Origin of the sequence: Pseudoalteromonas sp. S16_S37, from assembly GCF_014694405.1 — a bacterium.
In the GTDB taxonomy this organism is placed as follows: Bacteria; Pseudomonadota; Gammaproteobacteria; order Enterobacterales; family Alteromonadaceae; genus Pseudoalteromonas.
On sequence record NZ_JAAUWV010000003.1, the window covers coordinates 67,546 to 91,916 of the forward strand.

At 42.3% G+C, this 24,371-nt stretch carries 18 protein-coding genes; 11 read left to right on the forward strand and 7 right to left on the reverse strand.

What is annotated here, in order from left to right:
- Positions 1–34: 34 nt before the first annotated feature.
- Together HC733_RS02370 and HC733_RS02375 are read right to left on the reverse strand one after the other, a co-directional pair.
- Positions 35–3,112 carry an efflux RND transporter permease subunit gene (locus HC733_RS02370; protein ID WP_190363461.1) on the reverse strand — a complete coding sequence of 1,026 codons (3,078 nt, stop codon included), beginning with the start codon at positions 3,110–3,112 and terminating at the stop codon, positions 35–37.
- Positions 3,112–4,194 (reverse strand): efflux RND transporter periplasmic adaptor subunit, encoded by a 1,083-nt coding sequence (locus HC733_RS02375; RefSeq protein WP_190363462.1) that lies wholly within the window; start codon positions 4,192–4,194, stop codon positions 3,112–3,114. Before HC733_RS02375 ends, HC733_RS02370 begins: the two co-directional genes overlap by 1 nt.
- A gap of 130 nt (positions 4,195–4,324) precedes the next feature.
- Between HC733_RS02375 and HC733_RS02380 the strand changes: the two genes are divergently transcribed.
- From HC733_RS02380 to HC733_RS02400, 5 genes are all read left to right on the forward strand, one after another.
- Positions 4,325–6,439, forward strand: a complete 2,115-nt coding sequence (locus tag HC733_RS02380; RefSeq protein WP_190363463.1) for a winged helix-turn-helix domain-containing protein — start codon at positions 4,325–4,327, stop codon at positions 6,437–6,439.
- A gap of 305 nt (positions 6,440–6,744) precedes the next feature.
- Positions 6,745–7,419, forward strand: coding sequence for a nicotinamide riboside transporter PnuC (pnuC, locus tag HC733_RS02385; protein WP_238937409.1), 675 nt, complete (start codon positions 6,745–6,747; stop codon positions 7,417–7,419).
- 35 nt (positions 7,420–7,454) lie between these two features.
- Positions 7,455–7,835, forward strand: coding sequence for an MmcQ/YjbR family DNA-binding protein (locus HC733_RS02390; protein WP_190363464.1), 381 nt, complete (start codon positions 7,455–7,457; stop codon positions 7,833–7,835).
- 63 nt (positions 7,836–7,898) lie between these two features.
- Positions 7,899–8,177 (forward strand): S41 family peptidase, encoded by a 279-nt coding sequence (locus HC733_RS02395; RefSeq protein WP_190363465.1) that lies wholly within the window; start codon positions 7,899–7,901, stop codon positions 8,175–8,177.
- 199 nt (positions 8,178–8,376) lie between these two features.
- The gene (locus HC733_RS02400; protein WP_190363466.1) at positions 8,377–8,829 is read left to right on the forward strand and encodes an Hsp20 family protein; all 453 of its coding nucleotides are present in this window, start codon (positions 8,377–8,379) and stop codon (positions 8,827–8,829) included.
- A gap of 84 nt (positions 8,830–8,913) precedes the next feature.
- On the opposite strand, the gene HC733_RS02405 is transcribed toward HC733_RS02400, so the two are convergent.
- The 3 genes from HC733_RS02405 to HC733_RS02415 all read right to left on the reverse strand — a co-directional run bounded on the left by HC733_RS02405 (position 8,914) and on the right by HC733_RS02415 (position 13,433).
- Positions 8,914–9,831 carry a bile acid:sodium symporter family protein gene (locus HC733_RS02405; RefSeq protein WP_190363467.1) on the reverse strand — a complete coding sequence of 306 codons (918 nt, stop codon included), beginning with the start codon at positions 9,829–9,831 and terminating at the stop codon, positions 8,914–8,916.
- 99 nt (positions 9,832–9,930) lie between these two features.
- The gene (locus HC733_RS02410) at positions 9,931–12,258 is read right to left on the reverse strand and encodes a TonB-dependent receptor (RefSeq protein ID WP_190363468.1); all 2,328 of its coding nucleotides are present in this window, start codon (positions 12,256–12,258) and stop codon (positions 9,931–9,933) included.
- 65 nt (positions 12,259–12,323) lie between these two features.
- Complete coding sequence (locus HC733_RS02415; RefSeq protein ID WP_190363469.1) at positions 12,324–13,433, reverse strand: helix-turn-helix domain-containing protein; 1,110 nt, start codon at positions 13,431–13,433, stop codon at positions 12,324–12,326.
- 209 nt (positions 13,434–13,642) lie between these two features.
- Here HC733_RS02415 and HC733_RS02420 point away from each other — a divergent pair, with 209 nt between their 5' ends.
- A complete protein-coding gene (locus HC733_RS02420; protein WP_190363470.1) occupies positions 13,643–14,329 on the forward strand; it encodes a hypothetical protein in 687 nt (228 codons plus the stop codon).
- A 1-nt stretch (position 14,330) separates the two neighbouring features.
- On the opposite strand, the gene HC733_RS02425 is transcribed toward HC733_RS02420, so the two are convergent.
- Positions 14,331–15,059 carry a substrate-binding periplasmic protein gene (locus tag HC733_RS02425; RefSeq protein WP_190363471.1) on the reverse strand — a complete coding sequence of 243 codons (729 nt, stop codon included), beginning with the start codon at positions 15,057–15,059 and terminating at the stop codon, positions 14,331–14,333.
- Between the two features lie 144 nt (positions 15,060–15,203).
- On the opposite strand from HC733_RS02425, the gene HC733_RS02430 reads away from it, so the two are divergent.
- The gene (locus HC733_RS02430) at positions 15,204–15,725 is read left to right on the forward strand and encodes a hypothetical protein (protein WP_190363472.1); all 522 of its coding nucleotides are present in this window, start codon (positions 15,204–15,206) and stop codon (positions 15,723–15,725) included.
- A 142-nt stretch (positions 15,726–15,867) separates the two neighbouring features.
- Here the strand turns inward: HC733_RS02430 and HC733_RS02435 are convergent, their stop codons facing one another.
- Positions 15,868–18,045: a winged helix-turn-helix domain-containing protein gene (locus tag HC733_RS02435; RefSeq protein ID WP_190363473.1), complete on the reverse strand. Its 2,178-nt coding sequence runs from the start codon at positions 18,043–18,045 to the stop codon at positions 15,868–15,870.
- Between the two features lie 394 nt (positions 18,046–18,439).
- Here HC733_RS02435 and HC733_RS02440 point away from each other — a divergent pair, with 394 nt between their 5' ends.
- The 4 genes from HC733_RS02440 (at position 18,440) to HC733_RS02455 (ending at position 24,317) form a co-directional block, all read left to right on the forward strand.
- The gene (locus tag HC733_RS02440; protein ID WP_190363474.1) at positions 18,440–19,810 is read left to right on the forward strand and encodes a M43 family zinc metalloprotease; all 1,371 of its coding nucleotides are present in this window, start codon (positions 18,440–18,442) and stop codon (positions 19,808–19,810) included.
- 72 nt (positions 19,811–19,882) lie between these two features.
- Positions 19,883–20,047: a hypothetical protein gene (locus tag HC733_RS02445; protein WP_190363475.1), complete on the forward strand. Its 165-nt coding sequence runs from the start codon at positions 19,883–19,885 to the stop codon at positions 20,045–20,047.
- A gap of 714 nt (positions 20,048–20,761) precedes the next feature.
- Positions 20,762–23,434 (forward strand): hypothetical protein, encoded by a 2,673-nt coding sequence (locus HC733_RS02450; RefSeq protein ID WP_190363476.1) that lies wholly within the window; start codon positions 20,762–20,764, stop codon positions 23,432–23,434.
- A 40-nt stretch (positions 23,435–23,474) separates the two neighbouring features.
- The gene (locus tag HC733_RS02455; RefSeq protein WP_190363477.1) at positions 23,475–24,317 is read left to right on the forward strand and encodes a YwqJ-related putative deaminase; all 843 of its coding nucleotides are present in this window, start codon (positions 23,475–23,477) and stop codon (positions 24,315–24,317) included.
- Positions 24,318–24,371: the final 54 nt, after the last annotated feature.

Sequence of the window (24,371 nt, forward strand, 5' to 3'; positions counted from 1 at the left end):
GCTTTTCGCTTTAGTAATCACCGTTATGGCAAGGTTATGCCGCAACCGCTAGTTTTACCGAGTCTGTTTTGGATTGAAATATGGGCAGCGACAACACCGCTGCCATAAAGCTCAAGCTAAACAGCGCACTAAATGTCATTCCACCAATAATAACAGCGGCTAAGCCACGATAAATTTCAGAGCCCTCACCGGGGTTGAGCATCAGCGGCAACATACCAAATATACTTGTACCGGTACTCATATAAATAGCGCGTTTACGCGCTTGAATAGCGCTAAAAATAGCCTCTTGTTGCTGCTGACCTTGGGCCAAACACTCTTGAAACTTGTTCGCAAGTAAAATGGCATTATTGATAACCAAGCCCATTAAAATAATAAAGCCAATTAAGGTGATCATATCGAGGTTTTGCGTACTAAATAGATTAAGTAGATTTAGGCACAACATACCCCCCGCCATAGCCAAAGGCATACTTGCGATGACCGCAAACGTTAATTTCCACGAGTTCAGTGCAAGCCACAATAAAAATAATAAGATCACCATAGACAAGCTAAACATATTTAAAAACTCTTTAATAAAGGTTGATAGTTTATCTGCGCTACCTCTTACCTTTATTGATAGCCCTTTGAATTCACTACTTTGTTGTAGTGTATGTACATACTCACTTACCTTTGCGTAAAAGGAACCAACGGTTTCGCCTTCGCTTGGAGATAGGTTAAGCGATACGCTGGTTTGTTGATTTACTCTCAGTAGACTCGATGGGGCTAGGGTAAAGGTTGCATCCACTAATTCTGATAAAGGCACCAAACCAAAGTTAGGGATCACAATTTGTGTGGCTAGCATCTGTTCTAAGTCTTCGTTTTGTAGCGACTTTAAATAAAAAGGTTGGTTTTCACCGTCACTTGCAAACTGTCCTAAATAAACGCCTTGGCTAAGTAATTGTAGGTGCTGAGTTAAAAAGCCATTGTCTATTCCATAGCGCACTAACTGCTCGTACTTAGGTGTAAAGGCAATGCGGGCACTTTGGTTATCCAGTTCACTTTGCGCCGCTATATTGGCGTCAGGAAACTGGGTTTGTAGCTTCTCAAGTAAAGACTTTCCCTGTATTTGCAATGTTTCTAGTGATGCTCCTTGCAAATCCAGCTGCGTTTGACGGCTGTTAGGTAGTGCAAAGCTGAGCAAATTACCTTGGTTTATGAACACTCGGGTACCTGCAATATCATGCGTCAGCGTCGTTGATATCCAATTTTTGAATACCTCGTATTGCCACTCTTCGGGTGGATAAAAATACAGCAAACATCCACCTTGGAAGCAAAACATGCCTGTTACTTCATAATCTGGTGCATCGGGGTTAGTTTTTTGAGCTTTGATCCTATCAAGCACTGGGATGGCAATATGTTGTTCAACGGCACTGGGAGATAGGGGATCTGAATAACTAATAAATGCCAGCGCGACTCGGCTTTTAGGCGCTGGTAATACATCTAATGGGGGGCTGGTAAAGTAAATACACAGCATCGCCAAGGGGATACCCAGTAACAAAGTTAATGCTTTTAACGGCGTGTTAGTGGCACTTAATGTGAGTAGTTTTGTACTGCGGACAGACTGCTTAACCAGCTTTTTTGCAGGTTTAATGACAAAGTAGCGAGCTAAAATAGGAATAAGTACTAAGGCGACTAACAAAGAGGCAAAAAGGGCGCTTGAAATCGTGAATGCCAAATCTTCAAACAATTGTGCCTCGGGGCCTGAAATCATCAAGATAGGGATAAAGATCACAATACTGGAAAAGGTAGAGGATAAAATCGCGCTTTTCACCTCATTAACCGCAGCGGCGATGTTAGTGAGATAGGGTGTATCTGGTGATTGTTCGATTTTATGTTCGATACTTTCTACCACCACGATTGCTGCGTCTAATAACAATCCAATCGACAGCGCCATACCAGCGAGTGAAATCACGTTGAGACTATAATTTAGCGCGAGCATGGCGAGCAATACGCAAGCTAAGCACACTGGAATGCTCACAAATACTAAGCTGACAGTTTTTATGTTGCATAAAAAGTAAAATAGCACTGCCGTTGATAACAAAACCCCAATTAATAGCGCAATGTAAACTTGTTTAATTGCGCTATGAATGCTTTTAGAGTCGTCTCGACTCAAAGCCAGCGTCATGCCTAGTGCTTTAAGTGGACCTTGGTTTAAATCGTTAATAATGTCTTTTACGGCCGACACGGTTGCGAGTGCGTTAACATCTTTACTTGGGTCTAAACGAAAATAAAAAGCTTTATTACCAAACATCGATGAAAACCCCCACTCTTGTTCCATACGTTTACGAACCGTTGCAATATCTTGTAAGCGAACGATGTGGGAGTCTGCGCTGTAGACCGCAAGGTTATTAAGTGCATCGGTGCTGAGCTGACCTGCAAAATGCAGTTCATATTCGCGTTCGCCAAGCTTGAGGGTGCTGCCAGAGCGATCAGCTAATAAACTCAGTGGTGCTCTAAGTGCTGACAAAGGTATTTGCAGCTGCGCAAGTTTATCCATATCAACTTCAATATCTATACGCTGACCTATTGGGTTACTGGCAGTTGCGATACCGGCAACACCTTCAACCTTGATGAGTGCGGGGTACACAATATGGCGAAATGCGTCGATATATGCTTGCTTAGAGGTAGGCTGCTCAGAGTAAAGCATCGCTGTGGCAAGAGTAGCCCCCGTACCATTGGCCTGATTTAACACATAAGGAGCAGCAACATTGGCTGGCCAATTGGGCACTTGGGAAATACTGCTCAAGGTTTGCATATAGGCTTCATTCATATCGGTATTAGTTTTAAACTCTAACCGCGTTGATGCGCCACCGTTGGCTATGTTGCTTTCGATTAAGGTGTTATTAGCAAGACCCGCAAGGGTGTTTTCAAGTGGCGCTATTAAAGTTTGCTCTATTTCTTGGGCACTTTTACCGGGCCAGTTTGTAAATACTAATATTTCAGGGCGGTCGATAGGCGGTAGCAAAGCATTAGGAAGCTTACTGCCTGCAAAGGTGCCCAAAATACAGATAAGCACAGCAATAGCAATCACCACGGACACATATTTGCTTTTGGTAATCATAAGCTGGTTTGGCATTAGTTCACCCCCGACGCTTGTGTACTTGCTTGGTCGTTAAGCACTTTTACCGTGCCTTGCTCCTTTAAACCATTTTGTCCAAGGCTCACGACGCGATTTGAGTTTGTCAGCGCAGCTTGAACAACAAATGCCTTTCCTAGGTTTTTGATAATTTTTACAGGGGTTTTGCTTGCCTTAAGTTGCTCATCAATTTGCCATACATAGTTTTGACCATGTGCGAGGATCACACTTTCGGCAGGTATAATACTCAGATCACTTGCAGCAGTGCGCATGGTTACTTGTAGTCTTTGTTCAAGCTTTAAATTGGCAAAAGATTGTTGCTGGCTGGAAAAATAAAGGTTTAACATTTGGCTCGTTTTATCAACATTGGCGGCACTGCGCGCTAATGTGAGCAGCTCTCCCGAATCTAGCACAAACTCATTCTGCGCAAGGCTCGCATTTTGCTCCATTAAGGTATGCGGTAACTCACAAGTCAGCTCTTTTGCTTGTTGTGTGGCAAATTCTACGATTGCTGCGCCATTGGTAATGAACTCGCCTGGTGATACTAATGTATGAAGTACATAACCATCGCTAGGCGCATAATGCGCAAGGCTGCCTAGTCGCTTGCTTAACTCTTTAATTTGCGAAGCGAGATTCTGATAATTGAGTTTGGCGGTATCCCTTTGCAAGGCAAGTTGGTTGAGATCTAAATCAGATACATGCTGTTTGCTGAGCTTAGATAAACGGGCAAACTCTTGTTCAGCATGCGCCATATTCAACTTTTCAATTTGCTGTTTTTGCTGTAACTGAGCTAGCTCAAAATCAAGATAGGTGCCATCTTGTGATGCAATTAGCTGCCCTTGCTTTGCAAAACTGCCAGACGGTAATACAAATGATATTTTGGCATCCACCTCACTGGAAATCTTGATTGGATAAGGTAATGAAACCAAGCAATTTAAGCGATGTTCCAAACCATTTGACCAAGTTTGAACAGGTTTTACCTTAACCAAAGGTGGCGAACTTGCGTGGCAAAAAGTAGGTATCAGAGTACAAAGTAATGACAGTAATAATGCGATAAGCATATGCAAAAAAGAATGAGTCATACAATTTTCCAAGGTGATTATTGTGTTTTACTCATCATCTACTTTTCTTTGTGATTAACCATGGACCGTTTATGAACTTAACGGTAGACTGGGTTAGTCACAAAAAGTCATATCGTTAACTGTTTGAATTATGGAAGAATTAAAATTAGGTTTCACAAATGCACCCAACTACCAGGTGGCCGATAAGCAGGTATGCTTTCAATCGGGAGACGTTTCATTTGGCGAACAATCCATCAAGTTGGAACCATTACCTTTGGCTTTTTTGTACTTCCTAATACAACACGCTGGGGAAGTCGTATCGCGACAGGCGCTACTAGAAAATGTATGGGGCAATAGGCAGGTGAGCGATGACGCGATTCGACGGGTGGTAAAAAAAATACGCGTTGCGTTGGGAGATGATGCGAAAGAGCCAAAATATATAAAGACCATACCTATGCAAGGTTATGTATTGATTGCACCCGTTCAAGCCGTTGGTGAGTACAATCATAAAGGCTCTTTAAGCTTGCTCAACTTGGTTGAGCACAAACTCAAATGGCAGCATTTTTTGTGGCTACAGTTTGGGCTTTTTTTACTGCTCTTTAGTGGTGCTTACCTGTATATCTTGAAAAGCCAACAATCGGATGTATTGGTAGTCAACGACGATAAACTACATATTGAGTTGCTAACGCAGATGTCGGGCTCTGAGATAAACGGGAGTTATCACCCCAAACACAACACTTTATTGTTTATTTATAGAGAAAATAATGACAGCCCATTTGCGCTCTATCGCAAGAACCTAACTACAGGGCTTGTACACCGCTTATCCTTTGATAATAATAGCTACTTTTCCGCATTTTTTTCTGATGATGGGCAATATGTTGCGTATAGCAAAGACACACCAACTGGGATGCAGAGCTTTATTGCCAAGTATGATGACAAAGGATTGCTAGACGCTAAATTATTGCACTTTAACTTTGCACATGTATACCTACTGTCGTTTGGAAAAGATAATGACACTTTATATGTAAGCGCCCCTTCATCCGGTCATAATAGTTTGAAACAAAACGCTATTTATAGTTATTCGGTCAGTCAAAAACAAATCCAGCAAGTGACTTTTCCGTTTGTTAAAGGCCGTGGTGATTATGCTGCCAAGTTATCCCCTGACGGACGCCATCTTGCGGTTCTTCGGAATATGTCTGAGCGCCGCTATCATTTGCTTATACATGATCTTGAGCAGCAAAATATTGTCTCTGAGGTAAACCTAAGCTTTTTTGCATCGAATCTGGTATGGCTACAAAACTCATCACAAGAGTTAGCTATTACGAGCTTTAAAGGAGATGTATTCTATTTCGATACTAGAACTGAACAGCTGACAGAGCAGCAACACAGTGCGCCAGGTTTAAATGATGCATTTTATTCGTGTGGTGAAAAGTGCTTGTTCATGCGCCAGCATCATATGAACTATAAAGATAGTCTAGAAGTAAAAAACCCTTACAGCACAGCGGATATCACCTCGTTGTCGCACTTTCCAAATCCTAATGCCGACTTCAATCCTATTTATGACCATACTGGGGATAGCATCTACTTCACGAGTAAAAATTCTCAACATGCCTATATCAAGTCTTTAGATAAAAATGGCCAAGAGCAGATATTACATACGTTTAATGCTCGCCATATTATAACTCGCTTGTCACTGAACTCTGAGGGCACCAAATTAACAGGCAAGATAGAAGAGCGTATTTTTGTGCTCGATATTGCATCTAAGCAATTTACTCGAGTAAGTCTGGTTGAAGAGCAAGTTGGGATACCCCATTGGAGCCAATCTGGACAAAGCATTTATTATTCAAGGCTTGAAGGGGTTGAGGATGTGTTATATCGCTATGACTTGTCTACTGGTAAAAAGGTTAAAGTTGAAAAAGGCCTGACTGAAAGAAAAGAGCTTGCCAATGGCATGAGTTTTGTTACTGACAGTGACTACCGACTCTGGTTAGAAGCAAACGATGGTACTAGAAAAGCGCTACTGCAATTTGAGCACGTTGATTTTTTAAACTGGCGTGTGCAAGGCAACTATGTGTATTGGACTGAGCCCGTGAAATTAAACGTCTACCTAAACAGATACAATATTGTCACGGGGGAGCGAGAGCAAAAGCTGTTATTTGAAAATAGTTGGGATGCTGAATTTAGCCTCCATCCAAGTGGAGATAAGATTTTGGTGTCTCACTCTTTGCTTGCCGACAGTAACCTTGTCAAAGTGATATGGCCATAGCTAATCAACACTTATTAGCTGTAACTTGCACAGGTGTTTGATGCAAATGGTATGATTTTGAAATTAGCTTTGAAAAAGACCAAAATCGTATTTTATAGGGTATGATCCCATTTGGAATTTAGTGAAATCGCTCATTTTGGGCGATTTTTTTATTTAAAGTTGTGATTAATCACCAAACAAGGAGTGGGTAAGCGATACCCACACTCACTAACACAAAGTGAAGCTTCAGGGATTGAACCTTTTGTCGAACGTGCTTTTTAGCGTTTGATTTAATTTGATTATTTGTTCAAATTGAGAAGTAAAAAATGAATGAGTTAGTAGCCCTACTGCAGCAAATTTTAGGTGGTTTTCAAGCTATGTCTGCTTGGGAATATTTGGCAGTATCATTATCGGTCGCCTATATGCTTCTAGCGATGCAGCAAAGTGCTTGGTGCTGGGTAGCAGGTGGCCTGAGTACCTTGATCTACACCATATTGTTTTTCAATGGTGCGTTGCTGATGGAATCATTATTGAACTTCTTTTATCTAGCTATGGCTGTTTATGGTTGGCTGCAATGGCGACGAGGTCAAGCACTCGGTGCACAAGCTAACGACTCACAAGAGTACTCATTACCCGTATCTTCATGGTCGCTGTCTAAAAATATCAAACTGATAGGTATCACTACGGCGGTCTCACTAGGTGTTGGATTTATCATGGATAATTATACCTATGCTGACTTTGCTTATCTTGATGCATTAACGACTTGTTTTGGTGTTGTAGCTACTTATTTATTAACACAAAAAATAGTGGAAAATTGGCTATATTGGGTTGTGATTGATGCTCTGTCTATTTATCTTTATGTGTGCAAAGGTTACTTCCCAACAGTGGTGCTGTTTTGTTTTTACACGGTGTTGGCTGCAGTTAACTATTATCAATGGCATAAATCAATGCGCGCCTGCAGTGGGGCAAGCAGCAGCGCTTGCAACGTGACAAACTCATAGCGACATGTTTATAACACAACACCAAAGGAGTGGTTATGGATCATCATCAAGTTCATCAATACTTTTTAAACAAACCAGAGGCAACCGTAAGCCAGCCATTTGGTGAAGGGGTGGATGTTTATAAAGTCAAAGACAAAATGTTTGCCACCTTGGCTAAAGACAAAGATATGGGCGGTGAGCGCAGCGATATTTGGCGAATAAATCTCAAGTGTGACCCCGACGAAGCGCAGGCGCTTAGGGATATATTTCCGTCAGTTTTACCCGGTTATCATATGAATAAACGCTTATGGAACACGGTGCTGCTTGATGGTTCTATTCCTCAAGGTGAAATCGAGCGAATGATTGATAACTCTTATTTGCTTGTTGTTAAGAAAATGCCAAAAAAAGCACAAACCTCTTTGTTACTACATCTTTAAATTCATTTTGTGATAGTGCTTATTCTTACTGAACACTTTGGTAAGTGTTGATCTAACTATCTGATGTATTTTAATAAATTACTAACTAACAATAGCGGGTTTTGGACCGTTCTCGTTACTGGCAAGCAGCGTCCTAACGTGCCCATCTACATATTGATTAGTAATAAAACATTTTCGGTAGCGGAAGAGTTTGCATATCACTTTAAGCACCTAGGGCAAGCGACTATCATAGGTGAGCCTACCAAGGGAGGGGCAAATCCTTGGCGTTTTATCAACTTATCGTCAGGCATTTGTGTAGCGATGCCAACATCTATGGCGCTTTTCACCACAAGTCTTAAATGAAAAAATTAAAGTTATTTAAAATCAATCTGTTGTAATTTTTTTAGAAAACTTGCTTGAAAATTTTTACCGCAGTCCATAGATAGGTTAGTGAGGACGCCGACAGGGTCCCGCACAATATAACATTTTGTTTTATATGCTGTTTATTGGTTTATTTTAAAGAGTAAACAGTGTTAGTTATTGCTTTATGAGGATACAAATTATGCAAACAGTCGATCTATCTCCACTTTACCGTTCATTCATCGGTTTTGACCACTTAGCATCGTTAATGGATGCTGCAGCAAGAAATGAAAAGCAGCCAAGCTTCCCTCCGTACAATATTGAGGCGCTGGGCAGCGATAAGTACCAAATTACCATGGCGGTTGCAGGTTTTACCGAACAAGAGTTATCGCTTGAGTCAGAAGGCAATGCGTTACTGGTTAAAGGTGAGAAGCAGGACAAAGAGCCAAGCCAAGACCGAAAATTTATTCACCAAGGTATTGCGCAGCGAAACTTTGAGCGCAAATTCCAACTGGGTGACCATGTTAAAGTATTGGGCGCAGAGCTTGAAAACGGCCTGTTAATTATTGACTTAGAGCGTGAAATCCCAGAAGCATTGAAGCCACGCAAAATTGAAATTGGCTCAAGCTCAAGTAAGTTACTTGAAAGCAAATAAGCTACGTTAGCTTCCTTTACATGTTGATGATCCGTTAAAGCCGCCAGCAAGGCGGCTTTTTTGTTTTACTTTTAAATCAAGTTGTTAATTTTCTTTTTCTGCCGTCTTTTTGCTAAAAACCCCAGCCAGTATTGAGCCGCTAACATTGTGCCAAATTGAAAACAATGTACCTGCAACCGCTGATGCGGGCGTAAAAAATTTCATTGCAAGCGCCACTGCTAAACCTGAGTTTTGCATACCCACTTCAAAGGCGATGGTTTTACATACTTGTTCACTTTGCCCAAACAGTTTTGGCAACCAATACCCCAGCAATAGCCCCGCACTGTTATGTAGCATCACGGCAATAAAGATAGCCAAGCCAATACTTTGTAATTTACCTTGGTTAAGCGCGACTATGATGGCAATGATGAAGATGATAGCGGCCATAGAAACCAGCGGTAAAAAGGGCGTTGCTTTTGACAGCGCTTTGCTACAAAACGTGTTAACCAGCACGCCAATAGTAACCGGTAGCAGCACAATTTTTAGCAGGCTTATCAGCATGGCTTGAACGGGAATATCGACAACTTGGCCAATTAAAGCACTTGTTATTAGCGGCGTTAAGATCACCCCAAGCAAGGTGCTGATAGCAGTCATAGAGATAGACAAAGCGACATTCCCTTTTGCTAAGTAGCACATCACGTTACTTGCCGTGCCACCAGCAACCGCACCCACCAATACCATACCTATGAGCAATTCGGTGTTAAAACTAAGCAAATGTGAAATAGCAAAAGCGAGCAAAGGCATCACCGTAAATTGCAACACAACCCCCAGCGATACCGCCAGTTTACTGTGCAGTACGTTGGCAAAGTCTTGGCTTGTTAAAGTAAGACCCATGGTGAGCATAATGACCATCAATAGGGGAACAATCGCCTCTTTAAAACCAACAAATAACTCGGGAAACATGTAGGCTATGGTACTGAGTAAAATGGCCCATAATGGAAATAGCTGGATCAGACGAGTCATATAAGTAGTTGCCGTAATTTAGGTTTTGATGGGTAAGATGATATAGCGAGGCGCAAGCAATTACTACGGTGCGAGTGTGAATGAGTGGCGCTTTGCTGTTTAAAACTGATAATTAAAAGACAGGCCTACTTGTCGTGGTGGCGCTAAATAATACTCAGAGACACCAAAGGCACTGGTAAAGTCGTTGGCGCCAATAACGTGATACTCATCCGTTAAGTTGGTTACAAAGGCTCTGGCGCTAAGTTGCTCGCTGATAGGGTATTGCACATATAAATTGACTAACGAGAGCGATTTTTGCTTGGCGTGTTCGTTGTTAAACACATCGTTATACACTTCGCTGCGATACGCCCAACTGAGGCGAGTGGTCAGCATTTTGCCATCGCCAATCTGCCAGTCTTTTTTGATGCTTAATGCGCCTGTCCAACGCGGCGTTTTGATAAGCTCGCTGTTAGTGGTTACCTCAGTAGCAGTGCCAACATCGGTAAATTCGGCATCTGTGTAGGATAAACTTGCACTTACGTTGAGCGTGCGAGTGACTAAGGCTTCAACTTCTAACTCAATGCCCTTGGTCTGAGTATTACCTACATTATCGATAAAGATCTCAACCCCTGAGTCTTCATTAGATTCACCACCGCGCAATTGCATATCTTTGTGTTTAAGTAAAAATGCCGTGCTGTTAACGCGCAACTTATTATTAAGCCACTGTGAGCGCATACCAAGTTCGTACGAGGTTAAATATTCAGGTTCGAACGGGCGTGCCGACACCGGCGTATTGGCAACACCATTAAAGCCACCCGATTTAAACCCTCTTGTCGCATTAAAAAATACCATCGCATCGGCTGAGTGATTGTATTGCACCCCCACTAACGGAGAAAATACCCGCCAGCTTTTTTCAATGGCGCCTTCAGGGCTTTGATCGGTGCGGTTGATGGCAATAACATCTGCGATATTTAAGCGGGTCACCACTTGTTGTTTTTTATCTTCCCATGTTAAACGCCCGCCGGTGGTTAAGGTCCATTTGGGCGCAAACTGATAGCTGCTGTGGGCAAATAACGCCATGCTTTGGTTATCAATTTCGTTGTTAAAGGTATTATCTAAATCAAGCCCAATATTCAAAGGGTTACCTGCTCCTCCTATGCTGGTTGGGTTTGACAAAGGAGAGCCATCAAGCGGGCTTGGTAGTGCTTCAAGGCCAGCATACAGCCCCTCTAAAAATACAAAACGAAAGTCGTAATCAATGTGCTCGTCGATGGCGTAAAGCCCAAGTAACCACTTGAAGTGTTCGCTTTGTCTACTCGATAAATTAAATTCGATTGAGCGTTGGCGCTGCGTTTGCTCGTCATGGGTAAAGCCAATATTGACTGGGTTATTATCAAAGTCTCGACCATAAAGTGCATCTAAAGCGCGGTAGCTGACAATGGTCTTAAGGTGGGTGTTATCGCTTATGCCCCACTCGATGGTGCTGCGATAGCCAATTTGGTCCAATCTATTTTCGTTTTCGGCGGTAGCAGCACTTAAAAATGGGTCGCTAAATGTTTGTAAAATAGGTATTTCATCGATGGCAGGCGACTGTTGCGCAACTGAGTTAAACAAGCTGATCAAACTGGCTTGGTCGTCTTTTTTAGCCAACACCGAGGGCGCGGTGCCGTTATTTTGTAATTGTCTGTCTAAGCTGAATTCAACACGCAGGGTATTTGAATGTTTATACCTTAATTTGGCTAACAGACTGAACTCATCTTGACCGCCTTCAAGTTGCCCATTTAAGCGCTTTACAAAGCCATCTTCACTAAATTTGGCAACAGCGATGCGCGTTGCCCATTGCTCATTGAGTGGCAGATTGGCCAGCAACGTGGTGTCGCGCCGATGGTAATCACCTGCGGTGATAGCGCCGCTAACATGATCTTTATCGCTGACTTTATTGGTTAATACATTGATGGCACCACCAATGGAGTTTTTGCCATATAACGTGCCTTGTGGCCCTCGCAACACTTCAACTCGGTCGATATCTAAAAAGTTGATAATGGCACCTGCGGCGCGAGCGTGGTACACGCCATCAATGTACAAGCCAACACTGGGATCTGTGGTAGGGATAGGGTCCACTTGACCAACCCCGCGAATGGTAATACCCCCGCAGTGTGTACAGCCTGAGTTTTCACCTACCGTCGTGATATCAATGTTCGGGATAAAATAAGCGGCATCGACTAAGTTATCTAGTGCGCGTTGCTGTAAAAATTCGCCCGACATCACAGACACCGAAATGGGGGTATTTTGTAGGTTTTCTTCAACCTTTCTTGCTTCAACGGTCACATTAAGTAACTCACTCAAATCAAGAGAGAATAAGTCAACGTTATTACTTGCGTGTAACAAAGGGGCGTGTGCGAGTATTGCAACGCCTAGCACTTGTCTTACAGCAGAGTTTAACCGCATGACTTCACCCCTATTTTTATCGTCTCACTTGGTAAGTATAGCGCTAATATAAAGTACGTGATGAACTACGAGTTATGGGCTTTTTGAAACTGGCTCGGTGTTTGTCCTGTGGCGCTTTTAAACGCTTTATAAAAAGAAGACCGAGTGTTAAAACCCACCGACATGGCAATCTCTAACACGTTACCCTGGCCTGCGAGTAGTTTTGTTTTTGCCTCTTCAACTCGGGCATTATTTATACATTCAAAAAATGACGTTTGCATTACTTGGCTGAGCGTTTGCGACACATATTGGCTGGGCTCATTTAAGTGCTTTGCTAATTTAAACAGATTGAGGTTAGCGTCGAGGTAAATGCGTTGCTGCACGAGCGCATGCTGAATTTTATCTGCAATTTTGCTGGCGTGTTCTTGCGAAAGGGCAGAGCGTTTATAAGATGCAGCGTCTTCAGCTCTAGTGGTATCAGTATCCGTAATAGGCTTTTGGGTTTGCGCATAGGTGTTGGCAAATCCTGGTTGTTGCTTTAAACCATAATACGCAAAGCCCCAGATAGTAATTAGGCACAGCGCTTGCCCGCACTGAGGAGCGAACAATGCGATACTTTGGTTATCTAGTGCAATCGATAAAACGCCCCAGATCCAATTTAAAAGCATCGCCATCGTGATATAAATCAGCCACTGATATTTTTTATTGCTCAGGTCGCAAAATACGTCTTTGAGCTGTTGGTGATAGCGCTTAGTTAAGTTGATAAGTTTGTACAGATAGTAGGCGGTTTGCATAAACCAAACGGCAAGCACAAGCATAATGGCCACACTGATAAATACGGTAAGCGCCGTATTTGCCACAACTTCATCCGTAAAAAACATCTTTTGTAGCAAAGCGTTTGGCGCAAGCAATAGCGCCATGGTCAAACTAAGGCTAAGCAACGAGGGCAAGTAATGTTTGATATAGGCATGTTTAAACCGCCAAGGTTCAACCGCGACTAACCCATTTGTGTACAACCAAAGGCTTGGAGCCAGCAGTAAAAAGCAAGGTGCTAACAGGGCAATATAGGTAATTACACCCTGTTCAAAAGCAAAAAAAACAAACCCAGAAGCACTGATAATGGTGAGCCCCAACATGAGCAATAACAGCGGTAAGTAAAATGGTTGATGTTTAACTTTGTCTAAAATTACGTGCATAGCAAAGCTGCCTACCCCAAGTGATAGACTAGAAAAAAGTATCTCTAAGATATGTGGTTCTTTGAATGTCATTTTTAACTTTTTGTAATTATTGCTTTTATTTATTTTTGTCTATGATTTTTTGTCCTCGCTATGTGGCTAGGACGAATATAACTCACTGCCAGCCTAGTATGGTTCTAAATTGAACTTTTAGCTATTTAGGAGCAGTCATGGTGCAGTCGGCCGTTTTATATTCTCATATCTTTTTTGGCGCTATTGCAGTTATTGCAGGATATATTGCGTTATTTACATCCAAAGGGAAAGCACGCCATATCCAATCAGGAAACTGGTTTGTGATCACCATGGTGTTGATGGCGATACCGGGTATTGTTATTGCTTACATGATGCCCATGATAATCACGGCGATTGCTGGATTTTTTACCATCTATTTAGTGCTCTCTGGTGTGGGGGTATTTAAATTTGCCCATGCAAGGCGCGGTTGCTTAAATCTTGCCTTGTGTATCGGTGCTTTTGTGATAGGGCTTTATAGTTTGCTGTGTGGCTATTGGGCAACTCAATCACAAAGCGGTTTTTACCAAGGCGTTACGCTAGAGCCTTATATTATGTTTGGGGTACTGCCTATCATCAGCGCGCTGTTAGATATTCGTTATATGCTTGTTCAAACGTTAACTTCTACAGTGCGCTTAACACGCCATGTTTGGCGTATGTGTTTTGCACTGTTTATTGCTGTGGGGTCGTTTGTTGGGCAAGGTTTAAAAAGTGCGCCCGATGCCATTGGAAGCTTTGTGCTGGTTGAGTATGCTGATGTCATTATTTTATTGACCATGCTGTATTGGCTGGTACGCGTGAACGGCATTGTTAGTAAAGTTAAAAATCGCGTGGTAAGCAATACCTAATTCAATCGATTTGACTTAATTGCTCAAAGCGGCCGTCTTGTTTCATTTTAAACAGCAAATGCGATAGCCGCTTGGCAAGGTGAGGATGGAGCTGTTTGTTGATATAAGTGTGTAGTTTGATTTCAACCAGCGGTGGCGTGTGTATTTTTACATCGGCAAACATAATCGGTGAGACACTGAGTAATCGTGCTGCGGTAGCACGGCTGGTAATTGTTATATCGGCACGCCCCATACTGATAAGTTCAATAGCTTGATGAAAATCATTGACCAAAATAACGCCTTTAAATCGTGCCTGATTTTTGTCTAAAAATGCAGTACCACGTTCATAAGCAATGGTATAGTCTTTCATGCTAGGCCAGCCATCCACCACAATATGGTCTTTTCCTACTACGGATTGGTCAACCACAGCAATTGCCTGTTCAACTTGCTCTAAGTTTGGTAGAGACACTAAATCAAGATCGCTCACACGAAATAACTCGCCGTCTACTTTGCCGAGATTTGCCCAACTTAAACTGCGCTTATTGGGGAGCGTTACCACAGTAAGCTCATAGCCCAGTTCAGCTAAAGCAACATTCAATACTTGCGTTGCTTGTTGATACAAGGGGGTTCTTGGGTCGTTCGTCGTTGATAACGTAATGGGCCTAAGCGGTACATTTTGACTGTATGCTTGCGGAATATTTATAAACAGCAACGATAACCAAGCTAATACCAAGTAATACAATCGTTTCAATATGCTCAATTCAGTGATAACAAAGATAACTTTGAGTATAGGCGGTTTGTGCGCAGAGCGATTAATTTACGGCGCAATATTATTAAAGTTAGCGTTCATTTGGCCGTTAATTATTCAGTAAACATAGACTTCTAAGGATAGAAAATGAAGATAGTCGCACATTCTGCGGTGGTTGCTACCCCAGCCAATACACCTACGCAAAATAGCCCCGCAAATCTTAACAGCAATAACGATGTGAGCGAGCCAGAGCAAAAAAAAGATGTGATGCTGAGTGAACACTTTGATGGTATTGCACAGGGCTATAAAGCGGGTAATCCACAGTTTAAAGAGCAATATGAAAACTTTGAAGAAGCACTGGCATTGCTTAAAGAGCGAATTGAGCAACTCAGGGCGCAAATCAATAAGCTAAAAAGTTCTCCTTTGCAGCGGGTGTTACGGATTGATGCTCAAAGCCCAGCCGCCACAAACGATACAATCGATGCAAGCGCCCAGACAAATCAGCATATCGGGGCGCGTGAATATCAAAGTAATAGCGAGCAAGAGCAAATAGATGCACTAGAAAAACAGCTGGGAGAACTCAAAGGGCAAGAAGCCTATATAAAAGCGCAAATGTTTAAAATGATAGAAGAAGAAACCGAGCGCCTAGAGCGCGAAGCAAGAAGGTAGTTTTTTTGAACTGTAAGCGCGTGTTTTTTAAATGAACGAGTTTTAATTGAGGATTTGTGGTTACTCTAAATCCTCAAACTAACCCCTTAGAGATTTAGGTGCTCAAATACCAATAAAAAATATTTAACAACACACTATGTACTTAGTCTTTCTCACATACACCGCGTAACTGTTTATTAAGTAAGTTAATACGAGGTTGTAACTCAACCATTCTAGCCTTTGCTTGAGATTTAGCTTGTGCGACATTCTGGGTGCTCGCTACTTGAGATAGTAGCGGGAATGCCCCCCAGCTTTGACACACAGCCGGACTTTTATTACACCCTTGGATCAACGCTTGCTCCGCTCTGATCATATCACCATAGAGCACAAAAAAGCGCGCTAGTACGAGATCGGTGAGCGCAATTTCATCCATTGGCATAGCTAGTGCAGTATTTTCAAGCTGCGACAACAGTCGTACTCGTTCATCTACTGTAAGTGACTCTACTTGAACTCGTGTGACAACATTGGCCACATCCAATAGCGCTTGTTGGCTGAACCTAGAAAGCGATTTCCCCATTTGTGAATAAAACGGCATCGCTTGTTGCTTTTCACCGAGCGCTAGATAAGCGGTGGCGTTTAAGAAAAGCGCTTCAAACAAACTGTCGCCACCCAGTATATCTGGCGCATAGGATTGATACCACCGAGGGTACTCCTTTAGTTTTTTCTCATAGGCATATTTAGAGAAAGCTAACCATGGCAGCCGCCAATCTCTGGAAGGTAATTGGTTAGCCCAATATTCACTTTCTTCAAAATTACCCAGAACTACATTAAGTTGCGCCATAGTGCCATTAAAATCATCATTGCAAATCATTTGCGCGTGTCGGTCACTCAGGAGCGTAAAGACATGTTCAAAGTCACCTTGCATCATGAACCAATTCGCAAAAACAAAATCTATACTGGTAGAAATATATGGATGGCTTTGAATAGTAGTTTGATACTGACGTAATTCTTCATTACGAGGACTATAAAGCAGCTCTAGAAAATAAAAATAGGCATTGTCTTCAAATTCAGGTTCGTGTTCGTACACTTTTTCGAAGTGCTTTAATGCACGATTTTCTTCATCTAATTCAATATGAAGTAGCCCCTGAATGTAAGTTAGAAAATGGTCCTGTTCTAACTTTTCTAGCAATTGAAATGCAATGTGCCCATTATCTACATTTGCTAGGTATAATGCCGCTGAAATTAATGCGTAATTACTTTGGTGATAGCGCGCCAGCAAAAAGTTCACACCTGCCTGTAGCTTACTGTCTTCAACAAACTCTATCCGGTAAAATGCCAGTAAGGTATTAACAAATGCATGTTTGGCTCGTTTTTGCTGCTCGTTTAAACTACTGCCGTCAATTTCAAGTCGAAGCGTTACAATCGCACGTTGGATATTATCGCTTTCAGATAGTGCAGCTAAAGCCTTTAGCTCTTTACTCCCTCGCACTAATTCTGCTATCCCAGAGTTGCCTTGACGAAGCATTGGCGTGGTAAATTGGCTTACTAGCTTTGAGCGCACCTCATGGGTATCAAACTTATTGAGGGGCTGATATTCGATATGAATCAGCCGAGCAGGTAGTCCCATCATCACGAGCGCGAGGACAGTTTCTTTTTCTGGTAGGTATTTGATCACCAGTTTTGGCTGGCTACCTAAACTATTCACTTTTTCTAAAAACGCGTTGTTCTGTGCCACAACCACATTTGAAATGTTGAGCGCATTAACCAACTTCTTTTGAAGCGCCGCCAATTTTTTTTCTTTTTCATCGGTACCTGTGTTGATCACGACTAGATAAGGTGCATCTATCAGTTCTTCTGAATGTAATGTTTCTGGGTGTGTTTGGTTGAAATGGATCCACACATAGGCGCATAGCGCCACAAAACTGCTCATTATAAGCATAAGCATCCGTTTCGACACTGACACATTGTTATGTGGTGGTTTCCTACTGTTCTTCACCATAGTGTCCGAAGTGTCTACGGTTGTTACTTCATCAGCTAAATGACTTACTTGTGCAATGAGCTGATAACCACACCGAGGCACTGTTTTTATGTACGCCTGTTCGTCGCCGCTTTCAAGTGCAAGACGTAAATTACGCACCGTTTGATAAACGAGGTTATCCGTTGTGTGTTCCGTGTTCCAAACTTGCTTCTTTATTTCAGCAATGGAAACTACGTTATCTGATTTTAATACCAACAGGTGAAGCAGTTTAAATGCCGTGGGACTTAGTTCTAGCTCATTTTGACCATCGAGAATACTAAATCGCTTTTCATTTAAAACCCACTTTCCAACTTTTAATTGCACAACAAGTACCTTTTGTTAAAACTTATACTCGCGCCTTACATGTAACGCGTCGCATACTTATGCAGGTCCCTCTATCCTTACCAAAAATCCAGTCAAACTTTATATCACAACTTTTTATAGCCTAACACCATCCGTCGACAAACGAGTGAGAACTCAGACCAGCCCATGGTAATTCTACAATGGTTGTGTTGTGTTTAGGCCCCATCAGACTTCAACTCGTCACAGTTCTCACAAACACACTAAACTAAGCTAACATCGCCAAAGAATGAAAATAAGTTTAAAAATCAATCTAATAACCATCTTATTAAGAAAAACTCAGATCTATTTAGTTTGAAAATATAGGCAAAGTTGGTAGCTTTAGCGCCAATGTTACTCACCTTAGGGAATATAAATCATGAATATCACACGCCTTGTTCCAGTTGCTGCAATCAGCTTAATGACTTTAGGGTGCTCGGGCGGCTCATCTAACAATGAAAGCGCCACACAGCAGTCTCAACCCATTAATAGTGCGGCGCCTTCTGTAACATCAATTTCAATAGTGATAGACGAACAGGCGATGTCTGTTACGCCTAATGCGCTTAACCTAAAAGCGGGCAAAAGTGGAGAGTTTAGCCTAACACTCACTCAAGGGTATAAAATCGAGTCCATCTACGGATGTGGTGCGACATACAATGAAGACACTAGCAAAATCAAGGTCACAGCCACTGAAAAGTCCTGCGCAATCAAAGTGACGGCACAAGAAAAGCAGACAATAGTTCCGGTTACCAGCTCGGTATTAGGTTTTGGCTCGCTCTCCTCGTTACCCCAAAATGTAGAACAAGGCAGCAGCTTTGATATTAATGCTACGCCCCAAACTGATTATATACTCGACAAAATTGTCGGCTGCGGTGCAGCACAGGACAGCAGGGGGCGCTGGCATGTTCTGTCGGCCCAATCGCCTTGCCATATTGAAGCAACATTTACATCAAATTTTGAGGCATCGGTCGACTTTGCTGAATCTATTCGATTACCGATTGTTATACACGTAATTGAAAATGGAAATATATCTATCAGTGATGAACTAGCTCATAGTCATGTTGAGTTACTAAACATGCACTTTCGGCGTTCAAAATTGCTCGCAGACTTTGACTTTCTGATAGACAGCAGTGCGCCAGAGCACACACCTATACCTGACAAAGATAGACAATATATTGCCGATACTGGGATCACATTTTATCTCGCGACCAACACGATTGATGGTGCGCCAAGTACGGGGATCAATCGTATTTTGACAGATCAAACACTGACGGAACAAGCAATGAAATCATCAATGTGGGATGCAAATAAAGTGATTAATGTGTGGGTTGGCGAAAAACCAACATCAGCCATAGATCAAGAAACTATCTATCATCTCACAGCCAATAGCGAGTCAAATTCACTTGCTGGGATAGCCATTGACCATCGCAAGTTTTCAGATTTTTCTAATCGCAGTTTTGATGCAAAACTTGGTAAAACGTTGACGCATAGCATGGGGCACTATCTGGGCTTAATCGGTCATATAACACAAGGGCCAGAAAACGGTCATCGCAACTTACCTTGTGACGGCGTGATCCAACCAAGCCCTCTGTGTACTAACAAAGACCTATTATTCAATTACATGCGCGATAGCCAAGTCGCTGACGATAACAAGCGTATGTTTTCTATCAGTCAAGCAAACCTGATGAGACTGTACATTCAAAACGGTCCTCTTGAGGCGCTTTATAATCATGTGCGCGATAAACAGTAATGTGATTTTAACACCCGAGCCTTGGAAAGGGGGCCATTCAAGGCTCACCCTTCATTTAGATCACAATGAAACATGAAGACATATGTACCACATTACACAGCACGTATTCTCCAGAATAATGTGCTTATTTTCCCGTTTAGTTTTAGCGATAGTGCGTTACCTGAGTCAAACGCACAAATTGAAGCCAATATGCAGGCCGTTAAAAACTACTACAGACGCAGAGCTGGCTATTGGTAAAAGCTTCACTGATCCGTGGAATGGTTTTAGGATCGCGCCAGTGGCTAAAGGCGGCACGGAAGACACAGCCAATGCATGGATTGAGGCTAGAGTCGACAAGTTCTAACTAACCAAAAATCGATATGTTTGATATGTTAAAGTGTTTTAAATCAAAGGCTTAACTTGGCTTGTTTTCGGTGCTACTATTTTTTATCCTTTTGAAGGGCTGCTCAGGTAGCTTGCCTTTCTATCCTCTCACTTAATAGAGGAATATGAATATAATTCCTTAAAAAAAGCGCCCAGATTTAGTTGTGTAGAACAATCTCAGGAGCAATAACAAAAATAGACACGAGTTTATGTTTCTTCTGTCGCTTTTGCTTTGATGATGAAGTCAGATCAGAGCCTGTTTTTGGTCAATGGATGTTAACAAATTATACTCTCACCTGCATCCTAGCTAAGTAATAATCAACTTCAAGTTATTGAAACATAATATTATTCAATTAAAAAGATAAATTAAGACTAATTCAGGATTATTCACATACGTTACCCAAATTAGCCTGTTAGCCTGTATCGGCTTTCCTGCAAAGCAAGCGGCTTGTTTGTCGCACGCAAATGGTAAAGCAACAATTAAATCAACCATAGATTTACCAAGTAAGCGACTAGCATGCAAAACATCACACGCTTACTTGCCGCAAAGTCAAAACCAAGGCGGCAAACAAGAAGGACAAAATTATAATGATTGAAAAAATGTTCAATAAACGATGCGTAGGCTTAGTGCTTGCCTCCATTTTTTCTGGTGGAGCGTATTGTGCAAGTATCACTATAGATAACGATGTAATCGCGCACTTTAAGATCACCCAACAAGATCTAGAAGCTAGCAACGGTGAATGGCAAGACGGTTACTACTTACCATACACCGAGAATGGTCGAGATTACTCTATCGCTATTAAAGGCCTGCACTCTAAGGTGTTTGAAAACCCAAATACCAACTGTAATTACAGGATAAAACTGCAGCATCTGGACAGATTGCCATTTGCAGTTCTTGCCTCTGATAATGAACAGTGTCCAGCGGACGGAACCATTGTTTATAGCGATGCTGCAAAGAATGTTGCTAACCTTCCTCATATTCGTGTTGGCGGGTTTGCGTATGTCGACAAAGACACCATAACGATTGAAGTGCTAGACGTATGGCGTGGTGTATCAACTTCATTGGCTGTGCAAGATCATGTGGCGGTAACGACAGGTCTAGCTGGGAGCGATAGTCTGTCTCGATTTGAGATTGATGTAGTCAACTCAGAATTAAACCAAATTCGTTTGAAGATGCGCCATGACTCGGGTAATAAGGCGGGTCGCTATATAGAACGCGCTTATAACGATTTTTTGAATAAGCCTTACCTTGGTTTAACGGCTAACACCGAACCCACCGATAAATCCATTTTTACTGTAGATTGGATAAGTGATGAGCTGGCGGCTGAGCGCGAAAATTTGTATACCTCAGGGATTGTTCTCACTGCTGACAATGACTTTACCCTAGATGTTGATTTTATTGGCGACGATGATTCTCCATTGGTCACCCTCAACGAAAATTATCACAAAGTTATTCGCTTTTGGGATGTGAATAGTTTGGGGGGAGTTGCCAATGTACCTGAAGCAAATAATAAGGATAAAGATCCTGCCAGCTTGCAACTTGCACAAAAAGCTGAAGTGGCTGATTTTGAGTCATTTCACGCGCCATTAAAGGAAAAGGATTACCCGGAAAACCTGACTTTTCGGATCAACGAAGTACCCGATATGAGTCAAACAAGTGACTATTTTAATGGTGCCAGCGGCGTATTTTTGGAAGCAAGTTATGACGACGTGTTTGACATTTTAGCCAGCGTGAAACGTCAAAGTAAGGTGATTGGTGCGGACTACGTTTACCCGATGAAAGCGGTGATCACGGTACAAGACCTCGAGCGTAACCAATATCAAATCTTTGACCGATTCCACATGAACCAAGCAGATTGGGTGAATTTAAAATCTAAGGCAAACGCGTCGACCGCCAATAGTAATGCGGGGACTTTTACCGACTTGGGCAAAATAACGTTACCGACTTATGTTGAAAAAAACCAGTTAGCATATATTGCGGATACAAAATGCAACAGCCGCAACAATGTCGCATACAGCCAAAGTGCTGATGTATGTACAACTTACACCGCAGGCTTTGGTGATCTTGCTTCTAATGACGCGACACCTCGATTTTTGGCAGTAAAACTCACAACGCCTGAATTGGTAAGTAAAGTGGATAAATTTAGCCACAAAAAGATGGTGTCGGCAGCGTCGGCGGTTTACAAAGAAGCGCAAAACTATCTATTTTCAGAGCAATTCTTACAACGTAAAACCAACCTAGATGCGGTCGGTTACTTGGGTTATTTGGCAACCGTTGGAATACCCACAGAAGACAAAGTAAAACTGCGAAATTATTTCAAAAATACTATTGGGGTAAATCAGTTAAGTATGATGCGCCCTGCGGCGAAGTTTACAGATGTACACAGCACCTACTTAAATGATTACGCCAAAGGTACTGACTGGTTTAAAGAGCTTGAATCTCGCCATCACTTTTTACCTATGGGGATCTATACACCTTATTTAAGTACTTTTGCGTTTGAGAAATTTGCAAATATGCCTGCGCATGCCGACTATACGGCATCGCCCTACTCACTATTACCTGCGTACGACACGCCATTGGTTATTTTTGGTACTGCGATTGCGGCCCTACAAACAATCGAAAAGCAGCAAGGCACAGATGCTGCGAACGACTTTTATGCGCGTAATGGGCAAAACTATCACAAGCTGTATAAAGCGTCTGTTTTGATGATGAATCAATACGGTAAAAAGTGGATCCCCGCAAGTGACCGAGCGCTTAGACGAGAGTCGATTATCTATCACGCTGCTTATGAATATGCGCAACGTGCGTACAACTCACCCAATGAAGTACTGCAATCATTTTGTAGTTTGAATGATGCAAGCAAAAAAGCCCAACTCAGTGAAGACACACTATCTGACTGTGGTTTAGTGCAGCTTCACAAAGAAGAGCAGGACATTGCTGTACTAAAACGACAGGAAATTGCCCGCTTTATGCGTGTAGAAAAAACGCAGATTTCTGGGGGCTGGGATGAAATTTTACTGCCTTTGATCAGCGGACCATTGCTTGACTACTTGTTTACTGGGTCGCTATTTGGTGAAGAATTTAACCCGTTACTCGAAGAGCTTGCCACCTCAGATGCCAGTGAAATTGAGCTTGAAACATATAGCTCAGGCGAGGCAGCTGAAGGAGAAGCCAGTGAAATAGCTGAGGGAGAAGCTGCGACTACTGAGTTTGGTGAAGAGCTATCAAGCACGCGCTTTGGTCAATTGTGCTCAATTTAACAGCCAGATAATAATTAACAGATACAAATAAGGTTTCGTGATGAAAAAAACACTCTTACTAACTTATTTATTGACCGCTTTACCATGGTCAGTAATGGCTGCGGGAGAAGGTGCCTGTGCGCTACCGGATGCAGGGGAAGAAATCGCAGAGCAAGATTTCAGGGCAAGTTCGCAGCTTAGTGATAACGAACGGTTATTGGACGAGACGGAGGTCGAGGCGAAATACGCAACAATGGACCGTGAATGGGCGGGCTCTCAACTCAATTTGACTGATTACCGAGGACGAGCAACTCCCTTGAGTAATAAATTGTTAAGAAGCGGCGCAGCCTACGCCAAAGCGCAATTAAAAGTAGAAGGCGAGATAATCAAAACGGAAGGACATATAAACATACCGACAACTTTTAGTGACGTTAAGAATGAGCCATATATTACTATTGTTGATCAAACCGAAGAGATTGCAGGCGATCAGGAAGTAACATATTTTCGTATAAACGACCCCGAGCGTTACATTGATAGAGTAAGCACAGCGTATGAAAGCCGAGGCCAGACTCTAAATGAACTGACCAAAAGTTTTATTAGGGACTATATCCGTTTTGGACCTGAAGGGAATGTGGAGCTTGAAGGGGGTGGTATTCTATTAAATGATTTTAAAGGGTTACCTGGTATGCATGCAGAAGTGCAGGCGTTTAATCGTATCGCGAACATGGCAGATACGTTAGGAGTGAAATTGACCAGTGAAAAGCTTGAAGAAATTGCAATTGCCACGGTTCGATTCACACTGAAAGATGAAAATGCACTCTTAGGTGTTGATTTTGGTGCGTGCCCAAATTGTTATGGGATCTTAAATCGAGCTGGGGTGAATGTTTTAACGGATGACTTCTAGCACGCGTTGCATGCTAATCGACAATTAAAGACACAGTAACACGCACCGTGTGGT

Excerpts from the sequence above, each read along its gene's own strand:
- HC733_RS02370 (WP_190363461.1), bottom strand. The coding sequence starts at position 3,112 with ATGCCAAACCAGCTTATGATTACCAAAAGCAAATATGTGTCCGTGGTG.
- HC733_RS02375 (WP_190363462.1), bottom strand. The coding sequence starts at position 4,194 with ATGACTCATTCTTTTTTGCATATGCTTATCGCATTATTACTGTCATTA.
- HC733_RS02380 (WP_190363463.1), top strand. The coding sequence starts at position 4,325 with ATGGAAGAATTAAAATTAGGTTTCACAAATGCACCCAACTACCAGGTG.
- pnuC (WP_238937409.1), top strand. The coding sequence starts at position 6,745 with ATGAATGAGTTAGTAGCCCTACTGCAGCAAATTTTAGGTGGTTTTCAA.
- HC733_RS02390 (WP_190363464.1), top strand. The coding sequence starts at position 7,455 with ATGGATCATCATCAAGTTCATCAATACTTTTTAAACAAACCAGAGGCA.
- HC733_RS02395 (WP_190363465.1), top strand. The coding sequence starts at position 7,899 with ATGTATTTTAATAAATTACTAACTAACAATAGCGGGTTTTGGACCGTT.
- HC733_RS02400 (WP_190363466.1), top strand. The coding sequence starts at position 8,377 with ATGCAAACAGTCGATCTATCTCCACTTTACCGTTCATTCATCGGTTTT.
- HC733_RS02405 (WP_190363467.1), bottom strand. The coding sequence starts at position 9,831 with ATGACTCGTCTGATCCAGCTATTTCCATTATGGGCCATTTTACTCAGT.
- HC733_RS02410 (WP_190363468.1), bottom strand. The coding sequence starts at position 12,258 with ATGCGGTTAAACTCTGCTGTAAGACAAGTGCTAGGCGTTGCAATACTC.
- HC733_RS02415 (WP_190363469.1), bottom strand. The coding sequence starts at position 13,433 with ATGCACGTAATTTTAGACAAAGTTAAACATCAACCATTTTACTTACCG.
- HC733_RS02420 (WP_190363470.1), top strand. The coding sequence starts at position 13,643 with ATGGTGCAGTCGGCCGTTTTATATTCTCATATCTTTTTTGGCGCTATT.
- HC733_RS02430 (WP_190363472.1), top strand. The coding sequence starts at position 15,204 with ATGAAGATAGTCGCACATTCTGCGGTGGTTGCTACCCCAGCCAATACA.
- HC733_RS02440 (WP_190363474.1), top strand. The coding sequence starts at position 18,440 with ATGAATATCACACGCCTTGTTCCAGTTGCTGCAATCAGCTTAATGACT.
- HC733_RS02445 (WP_190363475.1), top strand. The coding sequence starts at position 19,883 with ATGAAGACATATGTACCACATTACACAGCACGTATTCTCCAGAATAAT.
- HC733_RS02450 (WP_190363476.1), top strand. The coding sequence starts at position 20,762 with ATGATTGAAAAAATGTTCAATAAACGATGCGTAGGCTTAGTGCTTGCC.
- HC733_RS02455 (WP_190363477.1), top strand. The coding sequence starts at position 23,475 with ATGAAAAAAACACTCTTACTAACTTATTTATTGACCGCTTTACCATGG.